Source organism: Moheibacter lacus, assembly GCF_014042165.1.
Taxonomy (GTDB): domain Bacteria; phylum Bacteroidota; class Bacteroidia; order Flavobacteriales; family Weeksellaceae; genus Moheibacter; species Moheibacter lacus.
In genome coordinates, this window is record NZ_JACDZE010000001.1 from 1,733,542 (window position 1) to 1,760,045 (window position 26,504).

26 protein-coding genes are annotated in these 26,504 nt (G+C 36.8%); 18 read left to right on the plus strand and 8 right to left on the minus strand.

What is annotated here, in order from left to right; translation table 11 throughout:
• Positions 1 to 108: 108 nt before the first annotated feature.
• Entirely contained in the window at positions 109 to 495 is a 387-nt protein-coding gene (locus tag HU137_RS07985; protein ID WP_182043249.1) for a DoxX family protein, read from the plus strand.
• A 52-nt stretch (positions 496 to 547) separates the two neighbouring features.
• Positions 548 to 2,482 carry a DNA primase gene (dnaG, locus tag HU137_RS07990; protein WP_182043250.1) on the plus strand — a complete coding sequence of 645 codons (1,935 nt, stop codon included), beginning with the start codon at positions 548 to 550 and terminating at the stop codon, positions 2,480 to 2,482.
• On the opposite strand, the gene HU137_RS07995 is transcribed toward dnaG, so the two are convergent.
• Positions 2,479 to 2,916: an SPOR domain-containing protein gene (locus tag HU137_RS07995; RefSeq protein ID WP_182043251.1), complete on the minus strand. Its 438-nt coding sequence runs from the start codon at positions 2,914 to 2,916 to the stop codon at positions 2,479 to 2,481. The two genes, dnaG and HU137_RS07995, sit on opposite strands and share 4 nt — an antisense overlap.
• Positions 2,917 to 3,048: 132 nt before the next feature.
• The gene (locus HU137_RS08000; RefSeq protein ID WP_182043252.1) at positions 3,049 to 3,540 is read right to left on the minus strand and encodes an SPOR domain-containing protein; all 492 of its coding nucleotides are present in this window, start codon (positions 3,538 to 3,540) and stop codon (positions 3,049 to 3,051) included.
• Positions 3,541 to 3,845: 305 nt separating this feature from the next.
• Between HU137_RS08000 and HU137_RS08005 the strand changes: the two genes are divergently transcribed.
• The 6 genes from HU137_RS08005 to HU137_RS08030 are packed head-to-tail and all read left to right on the plus strand — an operon-like array spanning position 3,846 to position 12,487.
• Positions 3,846 to 5,255 carry a c-type cytochrome gene (locus tag HU137_RS08005; RefSeq protein ID WP_246361493.1) on the plus strand — a complete coding sequence of 470 codons (1,410 nt, stop codon included), beginning with the start codon at positions 3,846 to 3,848 and terminating at the stop codon, positions 5,253 to 5,255.
• 20 nt (positions 5,256 to 5,275) lie between these two features.
• Complete coding sequence (locus tag HU137_RS08010) at positions 5,276 to 8,467, plus strand: TAT-variant-translocated molybdopterin oxidoreductase (RefSeq protein ID WP_182043254.1); 3,192 nt, start codon at positions 5,276 to 5,278, stop codon at positions 8,465 to 8,467.
• 30 nt (positions 8,468 to 8,497) lie between these two features.
• Positions 8,498 to 9,904 (plus strand): NrfD/PsrC family molybdoenzyme membrane anchor subunit, encoded by a 1,407-nt coding sequence (gene nrfD, locus HU137_RS08015; RefSeq protein WP_182043255.1) that lies wholly within the window; start codon positions 8,498 to 8,500, stop codon positions 9,902 to 9,904.
• On the plus strand, positions 9,891 to 10,421 hold the full coding sequence (locus tag HU137_RS08020; protein WP_182043344.1) for a DUF3341 domain-containing protein: 531 nt from the start codon (positions 9,891 to 9,893) through the stop codon (positions 10,419 to 10,421). Before nrfD ends, HU137_RS08020 begins: the two co-directional genes overlap by 14 nt.
• A 12-nt stretch (positions 10,422 to 10,433) precedes the next feature.
• A complete protein-coding gene (locus tag HU137_RS08025) occupies positions 10,434 to 11,126 on the plus strand; it encodes a c-type cytochrome (protein WP_182043256.1) in 693 nt (230 codons plus the stop codon).
• A gap of 44 nt (positions 11,127 to 11,170) precedes the next feature.
• Positions 11,171 to 12,487, plus strand: a complete 1,317-nt coding sequence (locus HU137_RS08030; protein ID WP_246361494.1) for a hypothetical protein — start codon at positions 11,171 to 11,173, stop codon at positions 12,485 to 12,487.
• Between the two features lie 75 nt (positions 12,488 to 12,562).
• Here the strand turns inward: HU137_RS08030 and HU137_RS08035 are convergent, their stop codons facing one another.
• Both HU137_RS08035 and HU137_RS08040 read right to left on the minus strand, forming a co-directional pair.
• On the minus strand, positions 12,563 to 13,102 hold the full coding sequence (locus tag HU137_RS08035) for a hypothetical protein (RefSeq protein WP_182043258.1): 540 nt from the start codon (positions 13,100 to 13,102) through the stop codon (positions 12,563 to 12,565).
• Positions 13,099 to 13,998 (minus strand): hypothetical protein, encoded by a 900-nt coding sequence (locus HU137_RS08040; RefSeq protein WP_182043259.1) that lies wholly within the window; start codon positions 13,996 to 13,998, stop codon positions 13,099 to 13,101. The genes HU137_RS08035 and HU137_RS08040 overlap by 4 nt, the downstream gene beginning before the upstream one ends.
• A 156-nt stretch (positions 13,999 to 14,154) precedes the next feature.
• Between HU137_RS08040 and HU137_RS08045 the strand changes: the two genes are divergently transcribed.
• From HU137_RS08045 to HU137_RS08075, 7 genes are all read left to right on the plus strand, one after another.
• Positions 14,155 to 15,120 carry an SIMPL domain-containing protein gene (locus HU137_RS08045; protein WP_182043260.1) on the plus strand — a complete coding sequence of 322 codons (966 nt, stop codon included), beginning with the start codon at positions 14,155 to 14,157 and terminating at the stop codon, positions 15,118 to 15,120.
• Between the two features lie 82 nt (positions 15,121 to 15,202).
• Positions 15,203 to 16,318, plus strand: a complete 1,116-nt coding sequence (locus tag HU137_RS08050) for a DUF2891 domain-containing protein (protein ID WP_182043261.1) — start codon at positions 15,203 to 15,205, stop codon at positions 16,316 to 16,318.
• 57 nt (positions 16,319 to 16,375) lie between these two features.
• The gene (sucD, locus tag HU137_RS08055; RefSeq protein WP_182043262.1) at positions 16,376 to 17,248 is read left to right on the plus strand and encodes a succinate--CoA ligase subunit alpha; all 873 of its coding nucleotides are present in this window, start codon (positions 16,376 to 16,378) and stop codon (positions 17,246 to 17,248) included.
• 103 nt (positions 17,249 to 17,351) lie between these two features.
• Complete coding sequence (locus tag HU137_RS08060) at positions 17,352 to 17,957, plus strand: porin family protein (RefSeq protein WP_182043263.1); 606 nt, start codon at positions 17,352 to 17,354, stop codon at positions 17,955 to 17,957.
• Positions 17,958 to 18,059: 102 nt separating this feature from the next.
• A complete protein-coding gene (locus tag HU137_RS08065; RefSeq protein WP_182043264.1) occupies positions 18,060 to 18,593 on the plus strand; it encodes a hypothetical protein in 534 nt (177 codons plus the stop codon).
• Positions 18,594 to 18,681: 88 nt separating this feature from the next.
• Complete coding sequence (locus HU137_RS08070) at positions 18,682 to 19,197, plus strand: DUF4136 domain-containing protein (RefSeq protein WP_182043265.1); 516 nt, start codon at positions 18,682 to 18,684, stop codon at positions 19,195 to 19,197.
• Entirely contained in the window at positions 19,198 to 20,337 is a 1,140-nt protein-coding gene (locus HU137_RS08075) for a carboxypeptidase-like regulatory domain-containing protein (protein ID WP_182043266.1), read from the plus strand.
• 92 nt (positions 20,338 to 20,429) lie between these two features.
• Here HU137_RS08075 and mnmA read toward each other — a convergent pair whose 3' ends face one another.
• Positions 20,430 to 21,617 carry a tRNA 2-thiouridine(34) synthase MnmA gene (gene mnmA / locus HU137_RS08080; RefSeq protein WP_182043267.1) on the minus strand — a complete coding sequence of 396 codons (1,188 nt, stop codon included), beginning with the start codon at positions 21,615 to 21,617 and terminating at the stop codon, positions 20,430 to 20,432.
• Between the two features lie 235 nt (positions 21,618 to 21,852).
• On the opposite strand from mnmA, the gene HU137_RS08085 reads away from it, so the two are divergent.
• Positions 21,853 to 22,080 (plus strand): hypothetical protein, encoded by a 228-nt coding sequence (locus HU137_RS08085; protein ID WP_182043268.1) that lies wholly within the window; start codon positions 21,853 to 21,855, stop codon positions 22,078 to 22,080.
• A 109-nt stretch (positions 22,081 to 22,189) separates the two neighbouring features.
• Entirely contained in the window at positions 22,190 to 22,324 is a 135-nt protein-coding gene (locus tag HU137_RS13125) for a hypothetical protein (RefSeq protein WP_394367603.1), read from the plus strand.
• Between the two features lie 158 nt (positions 22,325 to 22,482).
• Here the strand turns inward: HU137_RS13125 and HU137_RS08095 are convergent, their stop codons facing one another.
• The 3 genes from HU137_RS08095 to HU137_RS08105 are packed head-to-tail and all read right to left on the minus strand — an operon-like array spanning position 22,483 to position 24,496.
• On the minus strand, positions 22,483 to 22,890 hold the full coding sequence (locus HU137_RS08095) for an OsmC family protein (RefSeq protein ID WP_182043269.1): 408 nt from the start codon (positions 22,888 to 22,890) through the stop codon (positions 22,483 to 22,485).
• 60 nt (positions 22,891 to 22,950) lie between these two features.
• The gene (locus HU137_RS08100) at positions 22,951 to 23,727 is read right to left on the minus strand and encodes a 3'-5' exonuclease (RefSeq protein ID WP_182043270.1); all 777 of its coding nucleotides are present in this window, start codon (positions 23,725 to 23,727) and stop codon (positions 22,951 to 22,953) included.
• The gene (locus tag HU137_RS08105; protein WP_182043271.1) at positions 23,717 to 24,496 is read right to left on the minus strand and encodes a CDP-alcohol phosphatidyltransferase family protein; all 780 of its coding nucleotides are present in this window, start codon (positions 24,494 to 24,496) and stop codon (positions 23,717 to 23,719) included. The genes HU137_RS08100 and HU137_RS08105 overlap by 11 nt, the downstream gene beginning before the upstream one ends.
• 226 nt (positions 24,497 to 24,722) lie before the next feature.
• On the opposite strand from HU137_RS08105, the gene HU137_RS08110 reads away from it, so the two are divergent.
• Entirely contained in the window at positions 24,723 to 25,814 is a 1,092-nt protein-coding gene (locus tag HU137_RS08110; RefSeq protein WP_449560060.1) for a putative type IX sorting system protein PorV2, read from the plus strand.
• Positions 25,815 to 26,504: the final 690 nt, after the last annotated feature.

The following is a 26,504-nucleotide window of genomic DNA, read 5'->3' on the forward strand; positions in this document are numbered from 1 at the left end:
TTCTTTTTTGAAATATTGAAAACCGGATGCTGAAAAGTTTCCGGTTTTTCTTTTGTACACAGTTAGTTTTAATTCTAATCCTTAACTTTGAACGCAAAATATTCTAAAATGGAACAGCTTACCGAAATATTTATCCTCATCATGTTGGCAATTGTTTTCTTACAATCAGGAATCGATAAAGTAGTAGATTGGAAAGGAAATCTCGGTTGGTTAAAAGGACATTTCGCCAATTCTCCGATTAAAAACATGGTGCCATTTTCGCTTTTCACCATAACGGTTCTTGAGATCATATCCGGACTATCTGCAGTTGTAGGAATTTTTGCATTGTTAACCTGTGGCGAAACCTGTTTCGCTATGATCAGCGCAGTGCTTTCAGCGGTTACCTTTTCATTTTTGTTTTTGGGACAGCGTTTGGCGAAGGAATATCCCGGCGCACAAGGAATCGTTGTCTATATGATTCCGACTTTCTTTTTGATTTATATCCTATTGAATTAAATTTTGGAGCCGAACCTCGTACGTCGAACTTCGTATTTCGTATTTTTACCAAATGATTTCACGCCAAACCATAGATTCAATTTTTTCCGCTGCCAGAGTGGAAGAGGTCATAGGTGATTTTGTCAGTCTAAAACGTGCCGGAAGTAATTTAAAAGGGCTTTCACCATTTGTGGATGAGAAAACACCTTCTTTTATGGTTTCGCCTGCCAAACAGATTTGGAAAGATTTTTCTACTGGAAAAGGAGGAAATGTCGTCACTTTTTTGATGGAACATGAACAATTTACGTATCCGGAGGCACTTCGTTGGTTGGCGAAAAAATACAACATCGAAATCGAAGAAGACCGAGAACAAACGGACGAACAAAAAGAAGAACTCAAACTCAGAGAAAGTCTGTTTATCGTTTCTGAATTTGCCAAAAAATATTTCATCGAACAATTAAATGAAACCGAAGAAGGAAAAAACGTCGGACTGAGTTATTTCAAAGAAAGGGGTTTTACCAAACAAACGATCGATAAATTTGAACTCGGTTATTCGCCGACAAAAAGAAATGCTTTTACCGAGACTGCAGAAAAAAAGGGATATGGTAAAAATATTTTGGAAGCATCCGGTTTGTCGATTTACAAAGATTCGGAGAACGGAATCGATCGTTTTCGGGAAAGAGTGATGTTCCCGATTCATAGTTTTTCTGGACGGGTTTTAGGATTTGGTGGGCGGATTTTGCGTAGTGATGTAAAGGCGGCCAAATACCTGAATTCTCCGGAAACGGAAATTTATCACAAAAGTAAAATTCTCTATGGTATTTTTCAATCCAAACAAGCGATCTTGAAACAGAACGAATGTTTGTTGGTGGAAGGCTATACAGATGTGATTTCGTTGCATCAATCAGGAATTGAAAATGTGGTGGCGAGTTCCGGAACGGCTTTGACACCCGACCAAATCAGATTGATCAAAAGGTTGACGCCTAACGTTACGATTTTGTATGATGGAGATTCAGCCGGAATCAAAGCTTCGTTTCGGGGAATCGATTTGATTTTGGAGCAAGAGTTGAATGTGAAAGTTTTGTTATTCCCGGAAGGAGAAGATCCTGATTCTTTTGCGCAGAAAAATTCTTCAGAAAACATCCAAAAATACATAGAGGAAAATGCTTTGGATTTCATTCAATTCAAAGCCAAAGTATTGCTGGAAGAAGCCAAAGACAGTCCGGTAAAAAAAGCTGAATTGATTCGCGACATCATCCATAGTATTTCTTTGATTCCCAATGTGATTCAGCGCGAATTGTACATTCAGCAAACTGCAGAATTGATGCAGGTTAGAGAAGAGGTGTTGTTCAAAGAATTGGGTCAAAATTTAGATAGAAAACATAAAGAGGCAAAAGAAAAAAGGGAAACGGAAAGGCGCTCTCATTCACTGGAAGTCGTTAAAGAAGAGGCGATTGCGATAAACCCAAGGATGATAGTTGAGGAAGAACTCATCAAACTGATCATGCAGTTCGGGAATTTGGTGGTAGATTTAAAAGATGATGCGGGTGAAACTTATGCCACGACTGTAATTGAAGAAATTTTACAACAATTTGAGTCCAATGACTTGAAATTTGGAAATGAAATTTACCAATCCATTTTTGAGGATGTTAAATTGGGCTATGAAAAAGAAGAATTGCGGACAGGAGATTTCTTTGTCAAATTATTTGACGAAGGTAAAACAGAAATCGCATCTGAAGCGATGATGGAGAAATATTCTATTAGTGATAATTGGGAGAAAAAGTTGAATATTCATATCAAAGCCAAAGAAGATAATATATCGAAGGACATTTCAGACACCATTTTGCGTTATAAAACTTTTTATTTGGATGATTTGATCAAAGAATTTTCCGAAATCTTAAAACAACAAGAAGTCGATGGTGAATTGCGTATGGAGCAATTGGAAAAAATCATTTTGCTGACTCAAATGCGCGCAAAAATCTTCAAAGCACTTAATCGTGTGATTTAATCAATTAATTTACAGCGAATTACTTCTTCAACAACCAAAGCAGATGGAAAGCTTCTTCTGGCTTTGTTTAAAGTGGATTGGGCTGTTTCTCTTGATTCGAAATACCCTACTTTGACTTTATAATCAGGAGAAATATAATCTAAATCTGAGTATAAACCAGGAAACAAAGATTTCAATTCTTTTAATTTGGATTCAGCTTCCGTTCTGTTTTTCGAATAAAAAACCTGAATCCTTGCTCCATGACAAAATTCCGGAACTGGAGCCGGTACAGGATCTGAAGTCGGACAAATCGCTTTTTCTTTTGATTTTAAAAGTTGATCGATTCCTTTGTCCATTTCTATGGTAAGATTTCCAGAAGCTGTCGTAACAAAATTGTCTTGACTGTATAAAAAATTAGAAAGAATAAGGGTGATCATCGTTAATCTCAGCAGCATATTTTCAATTTATATTAGACAAACGGAAAAAATAATGCCGAAGTATACGTTGGAAAAAAGAATGGGAAAATTTAACTTCAATTTTAGACAGTAGAAATTAACATCCGTCCTTCGTCAATCGTCCTTCGTCAATCAAATTGCTTTCCTACACCATACACGCCATTGGACTGCAAAAGCAGAAGGATAGATCCGCTGAATACGGCGCAAATCAGCGCTTGCAGATTGTCTGGTAAAATAGTCTCCCACCAAGATTCGCCAATCTGGGCTGGCATAAATCAATTCAGGTGTGAGATTGGGGTGTTGTCTCGAGAAATCGTTTTTCACTTTATTGGCAGCATCGCGGTCTTTGGTATAGAAAATTTGGATTTTATAACCCATGATTTTTTGTTGGGTTGCGCATTTATCGGCAGGAGTCAATTTTTTTGGTGGAACGTAGACATTCTTCTTACAGACTTTTTGTTCTTTGCTTTTGATCAGATTTTCTAAACTTTTATCGAGATCGATAGATACTTTTCCTCCGCTGATGGAGTCGTTTAGAACCCAATAACTCGGTGATTCAGATTGAGTTTGGGCTAGGTTTTGAATTCCTAAAAATGCGAATATTAAAATGAAATATTTAGTCATACATTCAATTCTCTAAATGGTTATACAAATATATCAGAAGATTATAAATTAGTTGATACATATTGATAAAAAGATTCTGCTAATTGGTGTTTGGGATTGGGAGAGGAGTTAAGGATTGATTATGTGGTAGTTTGGTTGTTATTTTATTTAGAAACATTTTAAATTAATTAAAATGATAAACTTCATTATCGAAATCTTATGATTTTATTAAGCATTGAGCCTATTTTTGTCGGGTTAAAAATCAAGTTTTAACATTTGTAAACGAACTCAATGTTTAGTAAATGAAGGCAAGACCACTTTACAGAATGCAATTATTGAATTTGGCCATATTTTTAGCCTTATTCTCCTTTTCTTATTCACAAGATGAAATCACCGGTGACGGCGCAAAGGGATATGAATTGTTCCAAGCGAATTGTACTGCTTGTCACCAAGTAGACGGGACATTAATCGGTCCGCAGATTCGTGGTGTAGTAGACCGTGTGAAAGAAGAAGGAGGAGTAGGAAGAGAATGGCTTCATGCTTGGATCAAGGACAATAAAGCACTTCGCGAATCAGGCGATGCTTATGCCAACAAGATTTTTGAACAATACAACCGTCAGGAGATGTTGACATTTCCATCTTTGAGTGAGCAAGATATTGACGATATTTTGGTGTATTCAATGGATCCTGATGCGGGGCAGGCGGCATTTGAGGAAGCGAAGAAAAAGGCTGCGGATGAAGCTGCTGCTGCAAAGGCTGCTAAGGCCAGCAGTGGTGGAGGTGTTTCAAGCGGAATCGCTATCGTAGGTTTCTTTATCCTTTCTGTATTGTTAATTTGGATTTTGGTTCGTTTGAATGCATTGGTGAAATTGACACGTGCAGAAGAGTTGACGCCAGAAGACGAAGAAGCAGCTTTTGATTTTGCAGGAATGATGCAGAAATATGACAAAGTATTTAAAGCTTCATTGGTTCTGTTGTTGTTCTTGACATTATTTGGACTTTGGAAATTCTTGTTGCATATAGGTGTAGACAAAGGATACGAACCAGAGCAACCGATTTATTTCTCTCACCAAGTACATGCTGGTGTTCAAGGGATTGATTGTCAATACTGTCACTCCAGTGCGAAATACGGAAAAGTATCAGGTATTCCTTCGCCAAATCTTTGTATGAATTGTCATAAAACCATCAAAGAGTATAAAGGAGATTACTACGAAGAACATTTGGTGGAAAGTGGCGAATATGCCAGTGCAGATGAGGTGAAGAAATTCTACACGGGAGAAATCCAAAAAATGTACAAAGCAATCGGTTGGGATCCAGAGAAAAATGTGTATACAGGAGAGCAAAAACCAATCGAATGGGTGAGAATCCACAATATGCCGGACTTTGTGTACTTTAGTCACGCTCAGCACGTTGTTGCTGGAGAAAAAGCAATCTTGAAAGCCATCGCAGATGGAACGATACCAAATTCGGAAGAATTGAACTTACCGGACAATAGCCAAGTATGTTTTGCTTGTCACGGAGATGTGACCAAAATGGATGAATTAAAAATGGCCAATCAATTTACGATGGGATGGTGTATAGAATGTCACCGAACTACGGAAGTGGATATGTCCAACGAATATAACAATCAATACTACGCTGAACTTCATGAGAAATTGAAAAAAGAATACGGTGATGGAGCCAAAATTACAGTGGATGCCATCGGAGGTTTGGAATGTGGAAAATGTCATTATTAAAAATTAATTAAGAGGTATAAATGGCTTCTAAGAAAACATATTGGAGAAGTATCGAAGAGTTAAATAATCCAAATTTAACAGAACAATTGGCGTCCAATGAATTTGCTGAAGAAGTTCCGGTAGAGGATTTCCTTGGGAACAAACAAGCAATGGAAGGAACGCAAACTTCGAGACGAGACTTTTTAAAACTATTGGGATTCAGTACAGCTGCTGTTACACTTGCTGCTTGTGAGGCTCCGGTGATCAAATCCATTCCTTATGTGGTGAAACCGGATTCTGTAACACCTGGTGTGCCGACTTGGTATGCGTCGACGGTTTTTGATGGCTACGATTATGCAAACGTTTTAATCAAAACTCGAGAAGGACGTCCGATCCGTATCAATACCAATAAATCTGCAAAATATTTTGCAACAACCAATGCCAGAGTTCAGGCTTCTGTTCTTTCATTGTATGATTCCGACAAAGTTCGTGGTCCACAATTGAAAAGCGGAAACAGTTTTAAACCGACTTCATGGAAAAATATCGATGAAGAAGTTTTAGGCAAATTAAAAACAGTTGGCGGAAAGAAAGTGGTAGTTTTAACTTCTTCCTTACCAAGTCCAACGACTAAAAAATTAATCAACGATTTTAAAACGAAATATCCGACTGTAGAACATGTGGTATATGATGCGGTGAATTATTCGCCTGCTCTGGATGCTGCAGAAGAAATCTACGGTCAACGTGTTTTGCCATTCTATAATTTAGAAACAACTGAATTATTGGTTTCTTTCAATGCCGATTTCTTAGGAGATTATAATGGAGGAAGCGCCGAGCATGGTTATGCAAAAGCAAGAAAACCGGGCAAGACGATGATGCGTCATATCCAAGTAGAAAGTAACCTTTCTATGACAGGTGCAAACGCAGATACGCGTTATCCGATGAAACAAACCGATGTTTTGAAAACATTGGCAGAAGTTTACAAAGGATTAACCAGTTCAACTTCTGATAAAGTAGCTTCTACTATTGTTAAGGAAATCAAAGCCAAAGGAAGCAAAGCTGTAGTTTTGGCAGACGGAAACAAAGAAGCATTTGCTTTGTGTTTTGCGATCAATCAATTGATCAATTCTGAAGCAGTTTCCAAAACAAAAGTTACGTTATTAAAAGAATCAAACGATAAAGCATTCAACCAATTTTTGGCGGACGCTAAATCAGGGAATGTAGGAGTACTTTTGATGTTCCAAACCAATCCGATTTACAACCACCCGAAATCCAAAGAAATTGCTGCTGCATTTTCTAAAATTGGATTGAAAGTAGCAATGTCTGAAAAATTGGACGAAACAGCTTCTCTTGCAGATGTTGTAGCTCCGGTTCCACATTTTTTAGAAGCTTGGAACGATGTCAATCCTGCAACCGGAATTTATTCTTTGCAACAACCTACGATTCAACGCATATTTGATACAAGACAATTCCAAGATTCATTGTTGACTTGGATGAAAGACGAAGTCAGCGTTGAAACAATTGCAGCTGATACATTGGTGACCAATCAAGATCCAAACAAGATCGAATTGGTGATGCCAAAACCATCTTATTTACAACCAGCAACTGAGTTCTACAAATATTTAAAAGCCAATTGGGAAACGACGATACTTCCACAATTGGGTTATAGTTTCAATCAGGCATTGTACAATGGTTACAATGAATCAACTGAAACAACAAGTTTAGCAGCTTCAGGAAATGCTGCTGCAGCCGCTGACAAATTAGCTTCAGCAAAAGCATCAGAATGGGAATTGCAATTGTACACAAGTTGTGGAATTGGAGATGGATCTCAAGCCAATAATCCCTGGTTACAAGAATTGCCGGATCCGATTACCAGAGCTTCTTGGGACAATTACATTACATTGAACCCAAATGATGCTGAAAAATTTGACATTGAAATTTCTGAAAACGCAAACGTGAAAAACGGACGTATGCAGTTTGACGGAGATTATGTCAATATTACCGCAAACGGTGTGAAACTGGAAAATGTTCCGGTATTCATCCAACCTGGACAAGCCATTGGAACTATTGGCTTGGCATTGGGTTATGGACGCACAAAAGGAGGAAAAGTAGCCAACGAAGTTGGTGTAAATGCTTATCCGCTTTATGCAAACGGAAACATGAGCGTTTCCAATGTGAAAATCGAGCGTACCAAACAAGGTGATAAACATGAATTTGCATGTATGCAGATGCAAAACACTTTGATGGGACGATATGAAATCGCACGTCAAACGACATTGGCCGATTTCTTAAATAAACCGGTTGAAGAATGGAATGAGCCTGCTGTAATGCCAACTTGGAGAGGAACATCTCCGGTAGGTGAGGTGGACATTTGGCGTTCACATGATCGTTCAATCGGTCCTCATTTCAACTTATCGGTTGACTTGAATGCATGTACAGGTTGTGGTGCTTGTATCATCGCTTGTCAGGCAGAAAACAACACAGCGGTAGTTGGAAAACAAGAAATGAGAATGTCGCGTGATATGTATTGGTTGAGAATTGACCGATATTATTCTGACGTTACCGATAATACCCGTACACAAAAAGTACAATTAGAAGGACTTACAGAAGACGCCAAAGAAGACAAAACGGAAGCGGCGATGTACCGCAAATTGATCAAACCGGAAGCAGAAAATCCGGATGTGATTTTCCAGCCGATGATGTGTCAGCACTGTAACCATGCACCTTGTGAAACGGTATGTCCGGTTGCGGCAACTTCACACGGTCGTCAAGGTCAGAATATGATGGCATATAACCGTTGTGTGGGAACACGTTATTGCGCCAACAACTGTCCGTATAAAGTACGTCGTTTCAACTGGTTCAATTATGCACAAAACGATAAATTTGATTTCAATATGAATGATGATTTAGGTCGAATGGTGTTGAATCCTGATGTTGTGGTACGTACAAGAGGGGTGATGGAAAAATGTTCGTTCTGTATTCAAGATACGCAAGCAGCTATTTTACGTGCGAAAAAAGAAGGAAGAAGAGTTACCGATGAAGAGTTCAAAGATGCATGTTCTTGTGCAGCAGCTTGTGGAACAGGAGCGATGGTATTTGGTGATGTGAATGATGCTGAAAGTGATGTTACGAAGTTAAGTGAAGACAATCGCGTGTACCGAGTGATTGAAGAATTGGGTACAAAACCAAATGTTTTCTATCACGTAAAGGTGAAAAACAGAGCAGAAAAAGCCTAAGTTTAATAAAGAAATAAGTTAGAAAGAAATATGTCACATTACGAATCACCGGTTAGAGAGCCTTTAATTATAGGACATAAAACCTACCATGATATTACGGTAGACATTGCCCGACCGATTGAAAACAAATCGGGAAAATTATGGTGGCTGGCGTTTAGTATAGCATTGGTAACCTTTTTATACGGTTTGGGTTGTATAGCATATACGATTGGAACAGGTATTGGGGTTTGGGGAATTAACAGAACCATCGGATGGGCTTGGGACATCACCAACTTCGTTTGGTGGGTAGGTATCGGTCACGCAGGGACTTTGATTTCTGCCGTATTGTTGCTTTTCCGTCAAAAATGGAGAATGTCGATCAACCGATCAGCAGAGGCGATGACGATCTTTGCGGTTGTTCAGGCAGCGTTGTTCCCTGTAATTCACATGGGACGTCCTTGGGTTGGATATTGGGTTTTCCCTGTTCCAAATAACTTTGGTTCATTTTGGGTAAACTTTAACTCACCATTATTATGGGACGTATTTGCGATTTCGACTTATTTCTCCGTATCGGTAGTATTCTGGTACATGGGATTGATTCCAGATTTCGCGATGATTCGTGACAGAGCTAAAAAACCTTTTTCAAAGAAAATATACGGGATCCTGAGCATGGGATGGGGAGGAAAAGCCAAACACTGGCAAAGACATGAAGAATTGTCTTTGGTATTGGCAGGATTGTGTACACCGCTAGTATTCTCGGTACACACGATTGTATCCTTTGACTTTGCTACTTCGGTAATTAAAGGATGGCACTCTACGGTTTATCCGCCGTATTTCGTAGCGGGAGCGATTTTCTCCGGATTTGCGATGGTACAAACCTTATTGAGTGTGATGCGTAAAGTGATGCATTTGGAAGAATATATCACGCGTCAGCATATCGAATTGATGAACATCGTGATCATCGTAACCGGTGGAATGGTTGCAGTAGCTTATGCAACGGAATTCTGGGTAGGATGGTATTCCGGTAGCCGATATGAAGACTTTACCTATTTCTCTCCGGGAGCAGCCGTAGGGCCTTATTGGTGGGCATTCTGGGCGTTGATTATTTGTAATGTCTTGGTACCTGGATTGTTATGGTTTAGAAAAATCAGAAGAGATTTCGTTTGGACATTTATCATTTCTATTGTGGTAAACACGGGAATGTGGTTTGAGCGTTTTGATATTATCGTAATCAACTTATCGCGAGATTATATTCCGGGCGGTTGGACGATGTTTATGCCTACCTTTGTTGACGTAGGGATTTTCATCGGAACCAATGGATTCTTCTTCGTGTTATTCCTATTGTACTCACGTACATTCCCGGTAATTGCACAAGCGGAGTTGAAAACGATTTTAAAATCATCAGGAGAAAGTTATAAAAAACATCATACAGAAGACGATCATCATCATGAGCACTAAAACAATATACGGCCTTTACGGTGACGACGACGATTTATTAAAAGCCATTAAGACTTTTAATAAGGAAGGTATCGCTATCAAAGAAGTTTATACACCCTTTCCGGTTCACGGATTGGACAAAGTATTGGGATTAAAGAAAACCAGAATTTCTGATGCAGCATTTTTCTATGGACTATATGGGACGACTTTAGCATCAACCATGACTTGGTTCATGATGAATCATGATTGGCCACAAGACATCGGAGGAAAACCATCTTTTACATGGTTTGAAAATATGCCGGCTTTCATTCCGATTATGTTTGAGTTGACTGTATTTTGTGCAGCTCACTTGATGTCTTTGACCTTTTTGGTACGAAATAAATTGTATCCGGGTGCAAAAGCGCAAAATCCAGATCCTAGAACCACAGATGATAAGTTTTTGATGGAAATTGAATCTACTGATGTGGACAAAGTAAAAGAAGCATTTATCAATACCGGAGCAGAAGAAGTAACAGTAAGAGATTTAATCCCGGGTTAATTAGATTTAGAAATGAAAAGAGGAATCCTATATTTAACACTAATTGGCATTGCGTTTTCGCTGAATTCATGTTCAGACAAGAAACGAAATCCTACGGCTGTATTCATGCCAGATATGTATTATCCGGTGGCTTATGACCCTTATATGGAAGCAGATTTTGAGTATTGGCCTGAACGCGAAGGAGAAGAGTCGAACATCCCATTGTTTGCAGAACACCGAAATATGACGGCGCTTTGGCCGGTAGATGGTTCAGTTGCTAGAACGGAAGGTCAAATGATTTTGCCATGGGAGCTAAAAAATACATTGGAAGATTATAACAAATCCAAAGCAATTACCAGTTCTCCGCTTGATCCGATAAATCGTAAAAAAGATTTGGAAAGAGGAGAGAAATTATACGGTCAAACTTGTGCAGTTTGTCATGGAGAAGCCGGTGATGGACAAGGATCAATCGTTCAAAGCAAAGCTTATTCCGGTGTACCAACATATGCAGAGAGAGAATTGACACTCGGTTCGGTTTATCACGTCATCATGTACGGGAAAAATGCAATGGGTTCTTATGCTTCTCAATTGACTCCGGTAGACAGATGGAGAGTAGCGGAATATGTAATGAATTTGAGAGCAAAGAATTTACAGGCATCATCAGCGGTAGCTGCAACAGAAACTGCAGCAGTTGAATCGACAACAGATAATACAAATCAACAATAAAGGAAAGAAATATCATGCAGTATACGTTTTCCCCAAGATTGAAAATGACTTCGCTAGTACTAATTTTAGTAGGCGTACTAATTTATGGAATTGGATTGTACTTGAATATGCAAGACAAGGCAGATCCAACTTATATCGAAAATTTGGTAAAAGAAAATCCTCAAGAGTTTTACGGGGAATTTCAAACAGCCGAATTTCAAAATTTAAATCATACGCCGGAAGCGCATGAAAAACACATGGATCATTTGGAGAACCAATTGGCAAACCGTCCTTGGGCAGCCTTTTTGGTCCCTTCTTATTTGGCTTTAGGAATTGCTGGAGCAGCATTGTTTTTTCTTTGTGTTCAGTTTGTGGCCAATGCAGGTTGGTCGATGGTCGTTTCCCGTGTGATGGAAGGAATTGCAACCTTTATTCCGGTAGGTGGAATTTTGATTTTGATCGTGGTACTAGGTGCAGCTATGCACGGTAACCATTTGTATCACTGGATGGACACTTCTTTAATTGATCCTGAAGGAGGAAATTATGATAAATACATCGCAACAAAAGCCAAAATTTGGTTAAATACACCGAGCTGGTTGATCCGTTCTTTCATTTATGTAGCGCTTTGGACGATCTTTATGTTTTGGATCAAAAAGACAACCAAACAATTGGACGAATCAAATGGAGATAGAAAGGTTTTCAGCAAATTGTACACAAGAGCAGTATTGTTTATTGTGGTATTCTCTTTGACTACTCCGGCGATGGCTTGGGACTGGATCATGTCACTTGATCCGCACTGGTACTCGACATTGTTCATGTGGTACGGAATGGTTTCTTATTTGGTATCATCTGTTGCAACGATGGCGATTATATCGATTTATTTGAAAAGAAAAGGTTCATTGCCTTTATTCAACGATAACCACCAACACGATTTAGCAAAATACATGTTTGGGTTCAGTTTACTATGGACGTATTTATGGTTTGCACAATTCATGCTTCAATGGTATGCAAATATCCCGGAAGAAGTTCAATATTTCCAACAACGTATCGCTCAATATGGTGGATACTTCTGGATGTTGGCAGTTAACTTCTTAGCTGTATTGTTGATCATGATCAGTTCAAGCATCAAAAGAAGATCTACACTGGTTTTTGTGATGGGATTTGTGATCATCGCAGGACACTATTGGGATTTCTACAACCAAATCATGCCGGCATCTGTAGGTGCTTTCCATAACTTTGGATTCCTAGAAATCGGAGCATTATTGTTAGTAGCAGGATTGTTTGTATTTGTTGTATTTGAATATGGAATCAGCAAATTGAACTTGGAAGCAAAAGGACATCCTTATTTCCACGAATCAAAAATTTACGAATATCCATTCTAAAACAGGGGGTTCACTGAGGTTCTTGAAGTGAACATCAAAAAATACAAAAGGGAATTCAGCAATGAGTTCCCTTTTTTAATGAGATTGATTTCCCAATTTTATTTCCCAAACCGTTTTGGTTTTACTTCCAAATCTTTTTTCCATCGGTTGGAACAATATGATTTGCTGAATAGAATAGTCCGAAATTTGATTATCTTTTTTAACCTGAATTGTATACAAATTTGTCCATTGCTTCCATTCCAATTCTTTGGAAATGGGTTGTTCCAAAATTTGAAATTGGTAGGATTCATTTTGAATTAAGGTCAGGAAATCCTGTAAGGAAATTTCAGATTTTGAAGGTAGTGTAAAATCCAGCATTTTTATGGATTCCGATTCCACAATGGAATGGATATTTTTCAAAATCTGATTGCGCAATTCAGCATCTTTTTCATGCGAATACAAAGTCAGATATTCGTAAAACTCATTCAATTTTTGCTGCGAATTTTCCTGATACGCCTTAATGCTTTTTGCATTGAAATTGGCTTTAATCGATTGAGAATGATCCAGAGCTTCTTGTCCGAAAGCCAATCCGGAAAAACTAAACAACACAATAAAGCAGATTTTTTTGATTTTCATAATTGTTGGATTCGGATAAAGGTTATTTGTTTTTCATTGTTGGTTTCGAGATTCAGGATTTTCATTTTTTTTGTTTCGGAAGTGGGAACGATCAATTTTCCGGAAAATTCGTCTTTATTCAAATATTGAGCGCCCAAATTCTCTTTTAACAAAATAATGACTTCCAAATCATCTGAAAGAATTTTCTCCAATTTTGCTCTTCTGTCTTCCCATTCCCTCAAATCAGCATCGATAAAGGTTTTCAAAACCAATGCATAATCTTCCGGTTTGACAAAAATTTCATTTTTCTTTTCGTCTAACTCAACTTCTTTTTTCTCGAAATACGGACTTTCGATGATAATTTTTTCATCCGATGCATCAATTTCAATTTTTGAATCCACCACTTCAACCGGTATTTTTTCATCATCTTTTACTTTATAAACCGCAATTTCTTCCGGCTTTAAAGGTTCATTGGTAAATTCATTTTTGATTTCGATGGATTTTGGTTTCTTTTCTTTTTGAAGGATATAAATCCCAAATCCAATCATAGGAACCAAAAACAACAACCCAATCCAAGGTTTTAATTTGGATTCCTTTTTGACAGGAGAAACAATGGATTTTTTTGAATGATTTTGATTTTTAAAAACAAATTCCTCCCATTCTGAATAACCAACGAATCGCGAAAAAATATCCAGCATATCTTTTCGCGGTAATTTCTCATTTCCTTCAGGTTTCAAATGTGTGTAAATCCATTTTTCGCTGACTCGTTCTTTCAACTGAATTTCTACCAATTCGATGAGCTGTCGTATGTCTTTTGAACTGAATGAATCCCAATCGCCTTGAAAATAAGGATAGGATTTTTGGTAGGTTTCCAAAATCCTTTTTTTCAATTCTTGAAATAATTCCAATTCGTTCATTCTTTCAGTCCAAAAATAAATTGAATGTTTAAAATCAATACTGTAAATCTACTGTAAAACTATGTAAAATCTTTTGCAGTAAAAGGAAAGTTGTTTTACCACAGTATTTTTTACCCAACGAACTATTCTTGTCCGGTAATTTAAAAATCAATTAAAATGAAAACAATTTTGACAGTATTTGGATGTTTTTTGAATATCCTAATTTTTGCACAAGAATCTGGAAATGCCAATTATGGTGGAAATCAATATTCGGTTAACCAAGCAGCAACGATTCAAACTTCGTATGGAAATCAGAATGAAATGGTCATCCTAATCAAAGGTATTTACAATGAAAAAGCCACATCCAAATTGGCTGTTTTTAGTGTATTGCAATTAGGTAAAACGGCAGAAGAAGCAACGAATTTGATAGATGAACGAATCAATTTGGTGAAGTCCCAACTCAAATCGTTTAAACCGGAAATTGAAATTGTTACGGATATGATTTCGTTTGTTCCGGTTTATGAATTTGAAGAAGAAAAGCGAATATTTAATCCTAAAACTTACAATGAAAAACCCTCGGGATTTGAATTGAGAAAGAATTTGATAGTAAAGTTCAAAGAAACGGATGATCTAAACCAAATTCTCAAAATTTGCGCAAAACAGGAAATTTATGATTTGGCAAAAGTGGATTATGTTTCCATCAATCACGAAAAAATCAGAGATGAAATTCAAACCAAAGCGATGGAAGAATTTAAAAGTTTATTGGCGAATTATTCGACTATAATGAATGTGGATTTGGAACAAAAAGAGAAAATTTTACAAGAAGGATATAACATCATCTATCCGATGGAAAGTTATCAAAATTATCAAGCCTATTCTCAAGCCAGTTTAAATTTAGGAAAAGGAGAAACCGTAAATCGCATAACAAAAAATACAACGCAATATTATAATGCTGTTCTTCCAAAACCGCATGCTTTTGTCATGAACGCGGACATAACGGAGCCGACGATGCAATATATTTATGATTTAAAGGTAACCATCCGCTTGAAAGAAGATTTATTGCCCAAAAATACAATTCAGAAGAACAACAAATATTTTCTGGTTACACCAAATGGAGATTTGAAATCACTGGAATTGAATTAATTGTTTTTGTTTTCACCTTGTGAAAGCTTGAATTTGTTTGTTTTCACAAGGTTTTTCTATCTTTCAGCAAATTATCTTTAAAATGAAAATCAACAATTTGCTCATCGGAATTTTTTCAATTTTAATTATTTCTTGTTATGATAAGAATTCAAATTCCGAAATCACAAAAGACCAATCCCAAAGAATTAATGAAAAAGAAATCACACTTGACATCGCACAAGCCAACCGTCTTGCTGCACTTCCTTTAAAATGTATGCAAATCGAATTCCCCAATAAAACCGGTCAAGTCTTAATTTCGGTTTCCGATTTGGGAACGCCAAAGGAATTGCATCCGGCTTTTTATGGCTGTTTTGACTGGCATTCTTCGGTGCATGGGCATTGGTCGCTCGTGAAATTATTGAAAGATTTTCCGGATTTGGAAAATCGCGATTCCATTATTTCGAAATTACAACAAAACCTATCCAAAGAAAATATACAAGCCGAAGTCAACTATTTTAACCGCGAACAAGAATATTCCTATGAACGGATGTACGGTTGGACCTGGTTGTTGAAATTACAGGAAGAATTGGACAATTGGGAAACAAAAGAAGGAAATGAATTGAGTGAAAATTTACAACCTTTGACCGATTTGTTGATCAAAAGATACATAGAATTTCTTCCTAAATTAAATTATCCGCTCCGCGTTGGAACCCATACCAATTCTGCATTTGGGATGAGTTTTGCGTATGATTATGCTATTCATTCGGAAAATTTAGCATTAAAAAAATCCATTGAAGAAAACGCCAAACGTTTGTATTTGAAAGATGAAAATTGTCCGATCAATTGGGAACCGGACGGCATGGATTTTCTTTCGCCTTGTTTGGAAGAAGTCACCTTGATGCAAAGAATTTTATCGGAATCGGAATTTTTAAGTTGGTTGGAATCATTTCTTCCACAATTAAAAAACAAAGATTTCGATTTGGAAGTCGGGAAAGTTTCGGATCGAACCGATGGCCATTTGGTGCATTTGGATGGTTTGAATTTTTCTCGGGCATGGGTTTTTTATCGTTTGGAAAAAGCTTTTCCAGATAAATACGGACACTTAAAGTCGTTGGGAGACAAACATTTGGATTATTCTCTTCCTTCCATTGTAGATGGAAGTTATGAAGGCGAACATTGGTTGGCGAGTTTTGCATTGTATGCATTGTCGGAAAGATAAAAATCAGTTTTTTTAACAAGGGAAAAATCAATACATTTGTGAACCAAAAAATAAAAAATGGCAGTTTTAGTAAACAAAGATTCAAAAGTAATAGTACAGGGATTTACAGGTAAGGAAGGAACTTTCCATGCAGAACAAATGATCGAATACGGAACCAACGTAGTCGGAGGAGTAACTCCGGGAAAAGGAGGGACTGAGCATTTAGGAAAGCCGGTTTTTGATACAGTTGAAGATGCTGTAGTAAAAGCGGGAGCAAATGTTTCCATCATTTTCGTTCCACCTGCATTTGCTGCTGATGCGATTATGGAAGCTGCTGATGCCGGAATCAAAGTTATCATTTGTATCACGGAAGGAATTCCGGTTGCTGATATGATTAAAGCACAAGCTTATGTTGACGGAAGAGATGTTACCCTTATCGGACCAAACTGTCCGGGCGTAATTACGGCAGATGAAGCAAAAGTAGGAATCATGCCAGGTTTTGTTTTCAAAAAAGGAAAAGTAGGAATCGTTTCCAAATCAGGTACGTTGACTTATGAAGCAGCTGACCAAGTCGTAAAAGCAGGATTTGGAATTTCAACTGCAATCGGAATCGGAGGAGACCCGATCATCGGTACAACTACCAAAGAAGCTTTGGAATTATTTATCAACGATCCGGACACGGAAGCAGTTGTAATGATTGGAGAAATCGGAGGTCAACTGGAAGCTGAAGCTGCACGTTGGTACAAAGAAAGTGGTTCTAAAAAACCGGTTGTAGGTTTCATCGCCGGTCAAACCGCACCAAAAGGTAGAACCATGGGACATGCCGGAGCCATCGTTGGAGGAAAAGATGATACAGCTCAAGCTAAAATGGAAATTATGAAAGAATGTGGAATCAATGTAGTAGATTCTCCAGCAGAAATCGGCGTAACCGTAGCAAAAGTTTTAGGATAATTCATCATTAATTGAAATAAAAAAAGTCCGGAATCAATTTTTCGGACTTTTTTGCGTTTTGAAATATAGGTTTATATTTGTAGCGATAAAAAATCAACCGATTATGATCAAAAAATTCGTATTGACAGCCCTTATTTGCTTAGCATTCGCAGAAATTGGACAAGCCCAAATCAGGTTTGGTGTTCGTGCCAGTGGTAGTATGACCAATATTACGGATGTACATGCCAACTCCAGATCCAGAGGTGGTTTTCAGGTTGCAGCACTTGGACTTATCCCGATTACTAACAACGACATTTTATTCTTTCAACCTGAGGTGAACTATTCAGCACAGGGTGAATTTGATGAACATGATCGTCCGGAAGGAAGAGAAAAACAGAAAATATTTGTCAGCAACATTAATGTTCCACTTAACATGAAATTGTATTTTACAGATTCAAGCAGTGAATTTTTTGCGATAGCTGGTCCATATTTCGGATTTAACATCGGTCATAAAACAGACGAAATGGGGTATTCGACAGAAGCAGATGATAACGAATATTCAGGATTTGATTTCGGTGCAACAGCAGGGATTGGATTCAGTTTGGATCGTCAATTTGAAGCTTCACTTCGTTATTCTTATGGTTTTGTGGACCAAATTACAAATGATGCATTGGACAACAGTAACCATACATCCATCCTCAATTTGGGTGTGAGTTATTTTTTCAATTAAGAATTTTGTTTTTAAAAATACCAAAGCCCGGATTTTCCGGGCTTTTTTTTGTTATTATTATTATTATTATTATTTTCTTTCTAATTTCAAATTAAACATTTTATGAAAAAATTATTATTAATGATTCCATTTATGCTGATGATATTTTTAACATGTTCTGAAGAATCGGCTGAATTAGCAGAATTATCTGCTGAATATGATATTCCAGTAGAAGTTTTAAAATCCAATGAATTTAAAGAATTCATGCTTGTGATTGAAGAGTCAACCAGAGCCAAAGCAAAGATTGATGATGAATTTTTTAAAGCAACGTCGGCTAGTTTAGAAAAGAAAGAGGCTGTTCAAAAAATCATAGAGATGAGTCAGAAAAAAGAAATGTCCATTCAAGAATTAGAAAAGGAATACCATGAAAAAGTCGGTGTGAGTCCCTTTAATTCAGAACTTCTTGATAAAGTGAAAGAAAAGCGAGAAGCTTTTTTTAAGAAATTTCCTGAATATGAAGGGAACCGTGAAAAGTTAGCACCTTTTGAAAAGTATTTTAAAAATGAAGTTATGAATTATGAGCAATTTATGTTAGAAAGAGAAGAAGAAATTTTTAATGACATTTTGAGTTTTAGTGTGAGAAATGGACTGGATTAAATGGACTATTTTTATGCTTTTCATTTTTAACACGAAAAAATTTAGGTAGGAATGATTTTTGTTTTAATTTTATCTAAATTCAATTGATATGAAATCCTATACTTTGTTCATGATGCTGGTTACAGCGATTTTGATGACTTCTTGTAATACCGTTCGGGTAAGTTATGATTTTGATCGGTCAACCGACTTTAATGCGTATAAAACCTATAATTTCCATCAAAACGGAATTGATAAATTGGAATTAAATGATTTGGATAAAAGAAGAATCCTCGCAGCGATTGATGTTCAAATGGCTGCAAAAGGTTTTACCAAATCAGATAATCCTCAACTTTATATCAATGTCCTTGCGAGTTCAAAAGAAAAAATAAACATCGATAACGGCGGATATTATGGCGGTTGGGGACCTTACTGGGGCGGTCCATCCAGAGTTTACCAATATACTTCAGGGACCATCATCCTCGACATCGTGGACAATGCTAGAAATATTTTAATATGGCAAGGATCTGGTAGTGGACTGGATGTTTCCAATCTCAACACGAAATCTGACGATATTCCAAGAGCGATAGAAGAAATATTGGCCAAATTTCCACCTCCAGCCAAATAAATGCGAATTTTTATCATCATTTTTTTGTTCCTAGCTGTTCTAGGAAAAGCCCAAATTCAAATCAACGGTAAAGTTGTAGATGAATTTGGGTTTGTCGTTTCAGATGTTTTGGTGTATGTAGATGGTTCTTCTATTTCGACTCATTCGGATATCGAAGGTCAATTTTCTCTCCAACTTTCAAACGGAAACTACCAAATCGTGTTCCGTAAAGAAGGATATGAAAACCAAATCAAACAAGTCAATGCGAATGTTGACTTTTTTGAAATTCAATTACAAACTTCAAAAGCAATAGAATTGGATGAAGCCCATATCGTAAAACTTTCAGAAGAAAAATGGCGGGAATATTATGAATTGTTCAAATTATTGTTTTTAGGGCAAAACAATGCCGCTCAATTATGTGAAATTACAAATCCAAAAGTGCTGAATTTCAGTTATGATGAGGAAAATGCAACTTTAAAAGCTAGCGCAAGACAACCACTTAAAATCCAAAATCAGTATTTGGGTTACGAATTGGAATATGATTTGGTGGATTTTTCTATGGATTATCGAAATCAAATTCAATACATAGCCGGAACGAGCTTATTTGTCGAAATGCAAGGAAGCAAATCAAAAAATAAGAAATGGAATAGAAACCGTTTGAGTTCCTTTCATGGTTCTTTGATGCACTTTGTTCGATCGCTTTACGATGAAAAATTGAAAGAAAATGGATTTATCATCAACAGATTGATCAGAAAAGAAAATCCGGATTTTAAAATCTATAGAGAAAGAATTCAAAAAATGGCAGATAGAGGAGAAGTCATTCATGTCAAGAATCCACCCTCTCAAATTATCCAAACTTTGGTCAAAGCAGATGTGCCTTACGATAGTTTGAGAATTCGTTCAGATAATACAGTGGTTTTAAATTTTGAAGGTTTGTACCATGTCGAATTTACAGGTGAAAAAGAAGACATGGACTATGTGAGAACTACCACTGGCGATCAATTTATTGGAAATCAATATTCCATCATTTATTTATTGGAAAATAAATGGGTTGAAATTGAAGCCAACGGAAATTACTTTCCTCCAAAGGAATTGATGACCGAAGGTTATTTTACCTGGGAGAAAATTGGCAATTTATTGCCGTTAGACTTTAAACCTTGACTTCTACTTATTTTTATTCTTCGAGGACCGATTTGTCACATCGAGCACGAGACGCAGTTTTGCCAGCGAAGCTGTCGAGATGTATTTAAAGGTCAATTAATTACACCTGAACCCACCAATTCATCATCGATGTACCAAGCAGCAAACTGTCCTTCCGTAATGGCCGATTGTGGCTTTTCGAATTCAATATACAATCCGGATTCAGCTTTGTGTAAAACCGCCTTTTGCAAAGGTTGGCGATAACGAATTCTTACCAGCGCTTCCATCGTTTCATCGGGATTTAATTTTAAATCTTCTCGGACCCAATGCAATTCTTCTTCCGAAATAAAAAGTGCTTTTTTATACAAGCCGGGATGATTTTTCCCTTGTCCGGTGTAAATGATGTTTTCATTCACATCGGTATCCAGTACAAATAGTGGCTCAATTTTTCCGCCAACACCCAAACCTTTTCTTTGTCCTTTGGTAAAATAATGGGCGCCTTCATGTTTTCCGACAATTTCACCAAATGATTTTTCATACGAAACACCTTCCGATTCATATTTTAATGCTTCAAATTTCGAATCGAATTCAGGTTTTGGTTGATTGTAAATTTCGTTTTCAGGAGAAATTTCGATGATATTTCCGGTTTTGGGTTTCAATTGTTGTTGCAAGAAATCAGGCAAACTCACTTTCCCGATGAAACACAAACCTTGTGAATCTTTCTTCTCTGCCGTTACTAATTCTTGTTCTTTTGCAATTCGGCGTACTTCAGGTTTTTCTAGTTCACCGATTGGGAACAAAGCTTTGCTTAACTGTTCTTGACTCAATTGGCACAAAAAATAAGATTGATCTTTGTTTTGATCCTTTCCGGCGAGCAATCGATAAACTTTTTCACCGCCGATTTCTATTTCTTCCCGTCTTGCATAATGTCCCGTCGCAACAAAATCCGCACCCAAATCCAAAGCGGTTTTCAGAAATATATCAAATTTGATTTCACGATTGCACAAAACATCGGGATTTGGCGTTCGTCCTTTTTCGTATTCGGCAAACATATAATCCACGATACGTTCTTTGTAAACTTCACTCAAATCAATTACCTGAAAAGGAATTCCTAATTTTTCAGCTACCATCAGCGCATCGGCACTGTCTTCAATCCACGGACATTCGTCTTCGAGCGTCACGGAAGCATCGTTCCAATTGCGCATAAAAAGCCCGATGACGTTATATCCCTGTTCTTTTAAAAGATAGGCAGCCACGCTGCTGTCTACTCCGCCCGATAATCCTACAACTACTGTTTTCATTTCGGATGCAAAATTAGGAAAAAGAAAAGTTTAACGTTTCAGGTTTTTAGTTTAAAGTTTGATGGAGATATAGATTGGATTTATTTTGACTTGAATTCATTTAAAATTTAATATTTGAAACTTAGAATTCATCATTCGTCATAACCAAACAAACTCGAAAGAAAATAGACCACCAAAAAAGTTCAAATCCATTTTACAATTTAAAAATCTTACATTTCTATATAACTCTTTTAAGATGAGCAGAGAAATTCTAATCGAAAATGCAATCGGTAAAATTAAATTGTTACCGGAATCTAAAATTCAGGAAATCAATGATTTTGTTGATTTTTTGCTGTTCAAAATTGATGAAGAAATCACAACGGAAAACATTCAGCAAATCGTTTCTGAATCTAGCTCATTTGACTTTTTGAACGAAGAACGAGAATTGTACAATGAATCGGATTTGAAAATTCGCTTCAAATGAATAAAGGCGATATCGTTTTGATTCCTTTTCCTTTTACAGATTTGACCGGAGCCAAAAAACGTCCGGCTTTGGTTTTAATTAGCTCTGATCTGATATTACGGTTTGTTTCATCACTACACAACATAAGTGGCAATCAGATTTTGATTTCGAAGTTGAACCAACTGAAACAAACGGTTTGAAACAAAAATCATTAGTCAGGTTAAATAAAATGGCAACAATTGATAAAGATTTGGCGATAGGTTGAATTGGGAAATTAGATGAAAATTATTTTCAAAAACTCAATGAAAATTTAATACAGTTGTTCCAAATTAAGCGGTGAATTAAATTCGGATTTATTATTTTTCCATTCAAAATTCAAAATAATCATAACACCCATCATCCAGCTTCGCACATCCAGCAAAATTATTCCCACACAAACTCCACCGTTTTCTTTACATCTTCACTTAACGTCAAAAAAACCGGACAAGTCAAAGCCGCATTTTCAAGTATCGCTTTTTCTTTATCGGAATAGGAATCCTGACCTTTCATTGTCAGCTTTACGATGATTTCACCAATTTTTCTTGGAGCCGAAGTCATAATTTTCGTGATGTCCACTTCCGTTCCTTCGATATTGATGTTGTGCGTATTTCCTGCAATTCCCATGATGGTCAACATACAACTTCCGAGCGCCGTTGCTACCAAATCAGTAGGAGAGAAGCGTTCACCTTTTCCGTTGTTATCGGTTGGCGCATCGGTTTCTACAATTGTTCCCGATTGAAGATGCGTCATTTCAGTTCTTAAATCGCCTTTGTAAATTATTTTTGAAGTCATAAAATTTAGTTTAAAGTTTCATGTTTAAAGTTCCAAGTTAATTTTTGCAAAGCGAAAAATTTAAGAATTAAACAAATCGGAAGATTTTAATTTGATTTTCGTTAAAACCTTTTTGGTATACATTGGGAAATCAGCATTTTGAATCCAACCGTAATAGCCCTGGTCTTTCTCCAAAACTTCCCGCACTACCTGTCCTTTGTATTTCCCGAAATTGAAAATTTCTTGTCCTTTGTCATTGATACCGATCATTCCTGCCAAATCTGCTGTTTTGCGTTGATTGGTATATTCACTCAGAAATTTAATGTCATTTTCCAAATCATCATAACGTTCGATTTGGGCTTTGAAGATTTCATAGGTTGCTTCCACATCTGCAGCTGCCGAATGTGCATTTTCCAATGTTTTATCACAATAAAACTTAAAAGCCGAACTCAAATCTCTGGGTTCTTTTTTGAAGAAAATGACCTGAACATCAACAAAACGATGTTTGTCCATATCGAAATCAAAATCATTTCTCAAGAATTCTTCTGCTAGTAGCGGAACATCAAAGCGGTTGGAATTGTATCCGCCGATGTCCGAATCTTTCATCATCTCCCAAATTTGCGGAGCGATTTCTTTGAAAGTAGGTTCGTTAGCGACGTCTTCGTTCGTAATTCCATGGACGGAAGTTGCTTCAGCCGAAATTGGAATTTCAGGATTCACGCGCAGGGTTTTGCTTTCTTTGTTTCCGTTTGGAAAAACTTTTAAAACGGAAATTTCCACGATTCGGTCTTTTCCGACATTGATTCCGGTGGTTTCCAAATCAAAAAAACAAATGGGTTTGTGTAATTTAAGCGACATTGATGATTTTTTTTCTGAATATAATTGACGTAATAATATATAATAGTATAATAAACGGGACTGCATTCATTTGAAATAAAATCAATGATAAAATACAAATGATGACGAAAACATATTTAAAATGATTGTCTTTCCAAGCCAATCCTTTAAATTTAAAGGAAAACAAAGGAATATTTGCAATCAATAAATAACAGGATAGTATGGTAATTCCAATTAGAAAATAAAGATCCAATTCTTTTGAAATGATAAATCCGTTTTGGTTTTGAATCCAGAAAAGCGAGAAAATCAAAATCGTATTAGCCGGTGTTGCCAAACCTTTGAAATAAGTCGATTGTTCCGTATCGACATTGAATTTGGCCAATCGTAAAGCTGAAAACAATGTAATGAACAAACCCAAAAATGGTAACCATGGGATGTCTACAACAACCTTTAATTCTCCAGAATTACTAAGCGGAAAAATTTGATTCAATAAAATAAGCATCATAATTCCAGGAACAAAACCAAAAGTAACCATATCTGCAAGGGAATCAAGTTGAATTCCAATATCTGAATTGATTTTCATTGCTCTCGCAACCATTCCATCTAATAAATCGAATACTAGTGAAACTAACAATAAGATTAAAATTATAACCAGATAACTTTTGGGGCTTAAATGTTGAGGTTGTTCAATAGCTAATTGATTTTGAAAAGTAAATAAACAAATGACAGCCAAACACCCACAAAACAAATTCCCCAGCGTCAATAAGTTCGGTAACGTAAAAAGTTTCATTTCTTTTTTTTAGTACAGCGAATTTCGAATTTCGAGCTTCGCAAATCGAACCACGAAGATAAGAACAAAACCAACGCAATAAAAAACCCGATTTTGTGTTTTAAAGAAAACATTCGATTTTTGCAACCAAATTTGTTTAGAGTTTGATGTTTCAAGTTCAAAGTTATTTTTATAACGCTAAGAAAACCTGAAACTTTAAACCTGAAACCTGAAACTTAGTTTTACTTTGAAATTAAAATTTACATCATTGCTGATTCTAGCCGGAACTTTGAGTTTCGCACAAGTTACCCGTAAATATTCCAATGAATTTTTGAGCATCGGCGTGGATGCACGTGCATTTGCGATGGGAAATTCAGTCGTGGCCAACACCGGTGATGTGAATTCAACTTATTGGAATCCTGCTGGTTTAACAGAAGTTTATTTCGGGCCACAAATTGCTGCGATGCATGCCGAATATTTCCAAGGCATCGCAATGTATGATTACCTCGCTGGCGCCATGCCGCTTGAAAATAACGCAGTGGTTGGGGTGTCGGTTTATCGATTTGGAGTAGATGATATATTAAATACAACACAATTGATCGATGCGCAAGGCAATATCGATTACGACCGGATCAGTAAATTCTCGACTGCAGATTATGCTTTGAGTTTGAGTTATGCCGGACATTTTCTCGGAAATTCTGATATCACAGTCGGCGCAAACGCAAAAATCGTATACAGACACATCGGTAAATTTGCCAGTTCATTTGGATTTGGGATCGATTTAGGATTTCAGTTCCGGACAGAAGACAAATTTTATTTCGGCTTGATGGCGCGTGATATCACGACGACATTTAATGCCTGGTCGATCAACGAAGAAGAATTAAATACCATAACCGTTACTGAACCCGGAACAGAAAATCAACAAACGGTCAATGAATTACCGGAAGAAACCATAGAATTGACCTTGCCGAAACTACAATTTGGAGTTGCAAAAGACTTCCAAATCAGCGATAAATTTAATGTTTTGAGTGAAGTAGATTTGAATTTCCAGTTTTTTGAAACCAATGATTTGATTTCAACCAGTGCATTAAGTATTTCACCTTCTGCCGGATTTGAAGTCGGTTTTGACAATATGGTTTTTTTGCGAGGTGGTGTAAATAACTTCCAGTTTGAAACCACATTTGAAGGCGAGAAGGAATTGACTTTCCAGCCCAACATCGGAGTTGGATTTAAATACAAAGGAATTTCAGTCGATTATGCTTTGACCGACGTAGGTGACCAAAGCATCGCACTTTATTCAAACATTATTTCATTGAAAATTGATTTGGGCGAATTTTAATATATATACCATTTGGTTCACCCCTTTGTGTATTTTGATTTAAAGAATCATCTATTCGAGTTTCTTCTAAAGGAAAAGTATCGATTAGAGTATTTTTAAAAATCACCCAAATTGACGAATTCGAATTTTCAACAAAGTCAATTATATTTCAAAAAGGGCATAGGATACCAGAAAACCAGAACACAGTCTAGTAGTATCATCTGGTAATTATTATTACAATTATTTCAGGAACGAACAGAAAGAAGCAAATAGAGTTAAAGTATTTTGTATTCTACCTTCTATATTAAACTCCAATCCCTTTTCTTTATTATATTGGTAAACAATTATAAGAGATAAAGAAGCATTAATATTTTTATGGGCGTCCGGGCGGGCTGCTGCAGGGTACGCTTCGCTTCCGTACTCACCGTTAAAACGGTTCGCACCGCCTCCTTTCATTCGGCGCCTTGCTCATCCCTGACGCAAATTGAAAAAAAAAATAAAAAATTTTCAGCGCCAATTAATTGATAATAAATTCATTGAAAATATAACATCTAAAAAAATGATATTTCACTCAAAAAACATTTGGTAAAGTGGGATAGATGATGTTATCTTTGCAACCCCTTACGAAAGGAACTATGTTTAAAATGTGAGGGAAGCTGAATAAGCAGAGACGATCATTAAGGTATAATTATTAGATAGATTAAGATTTGC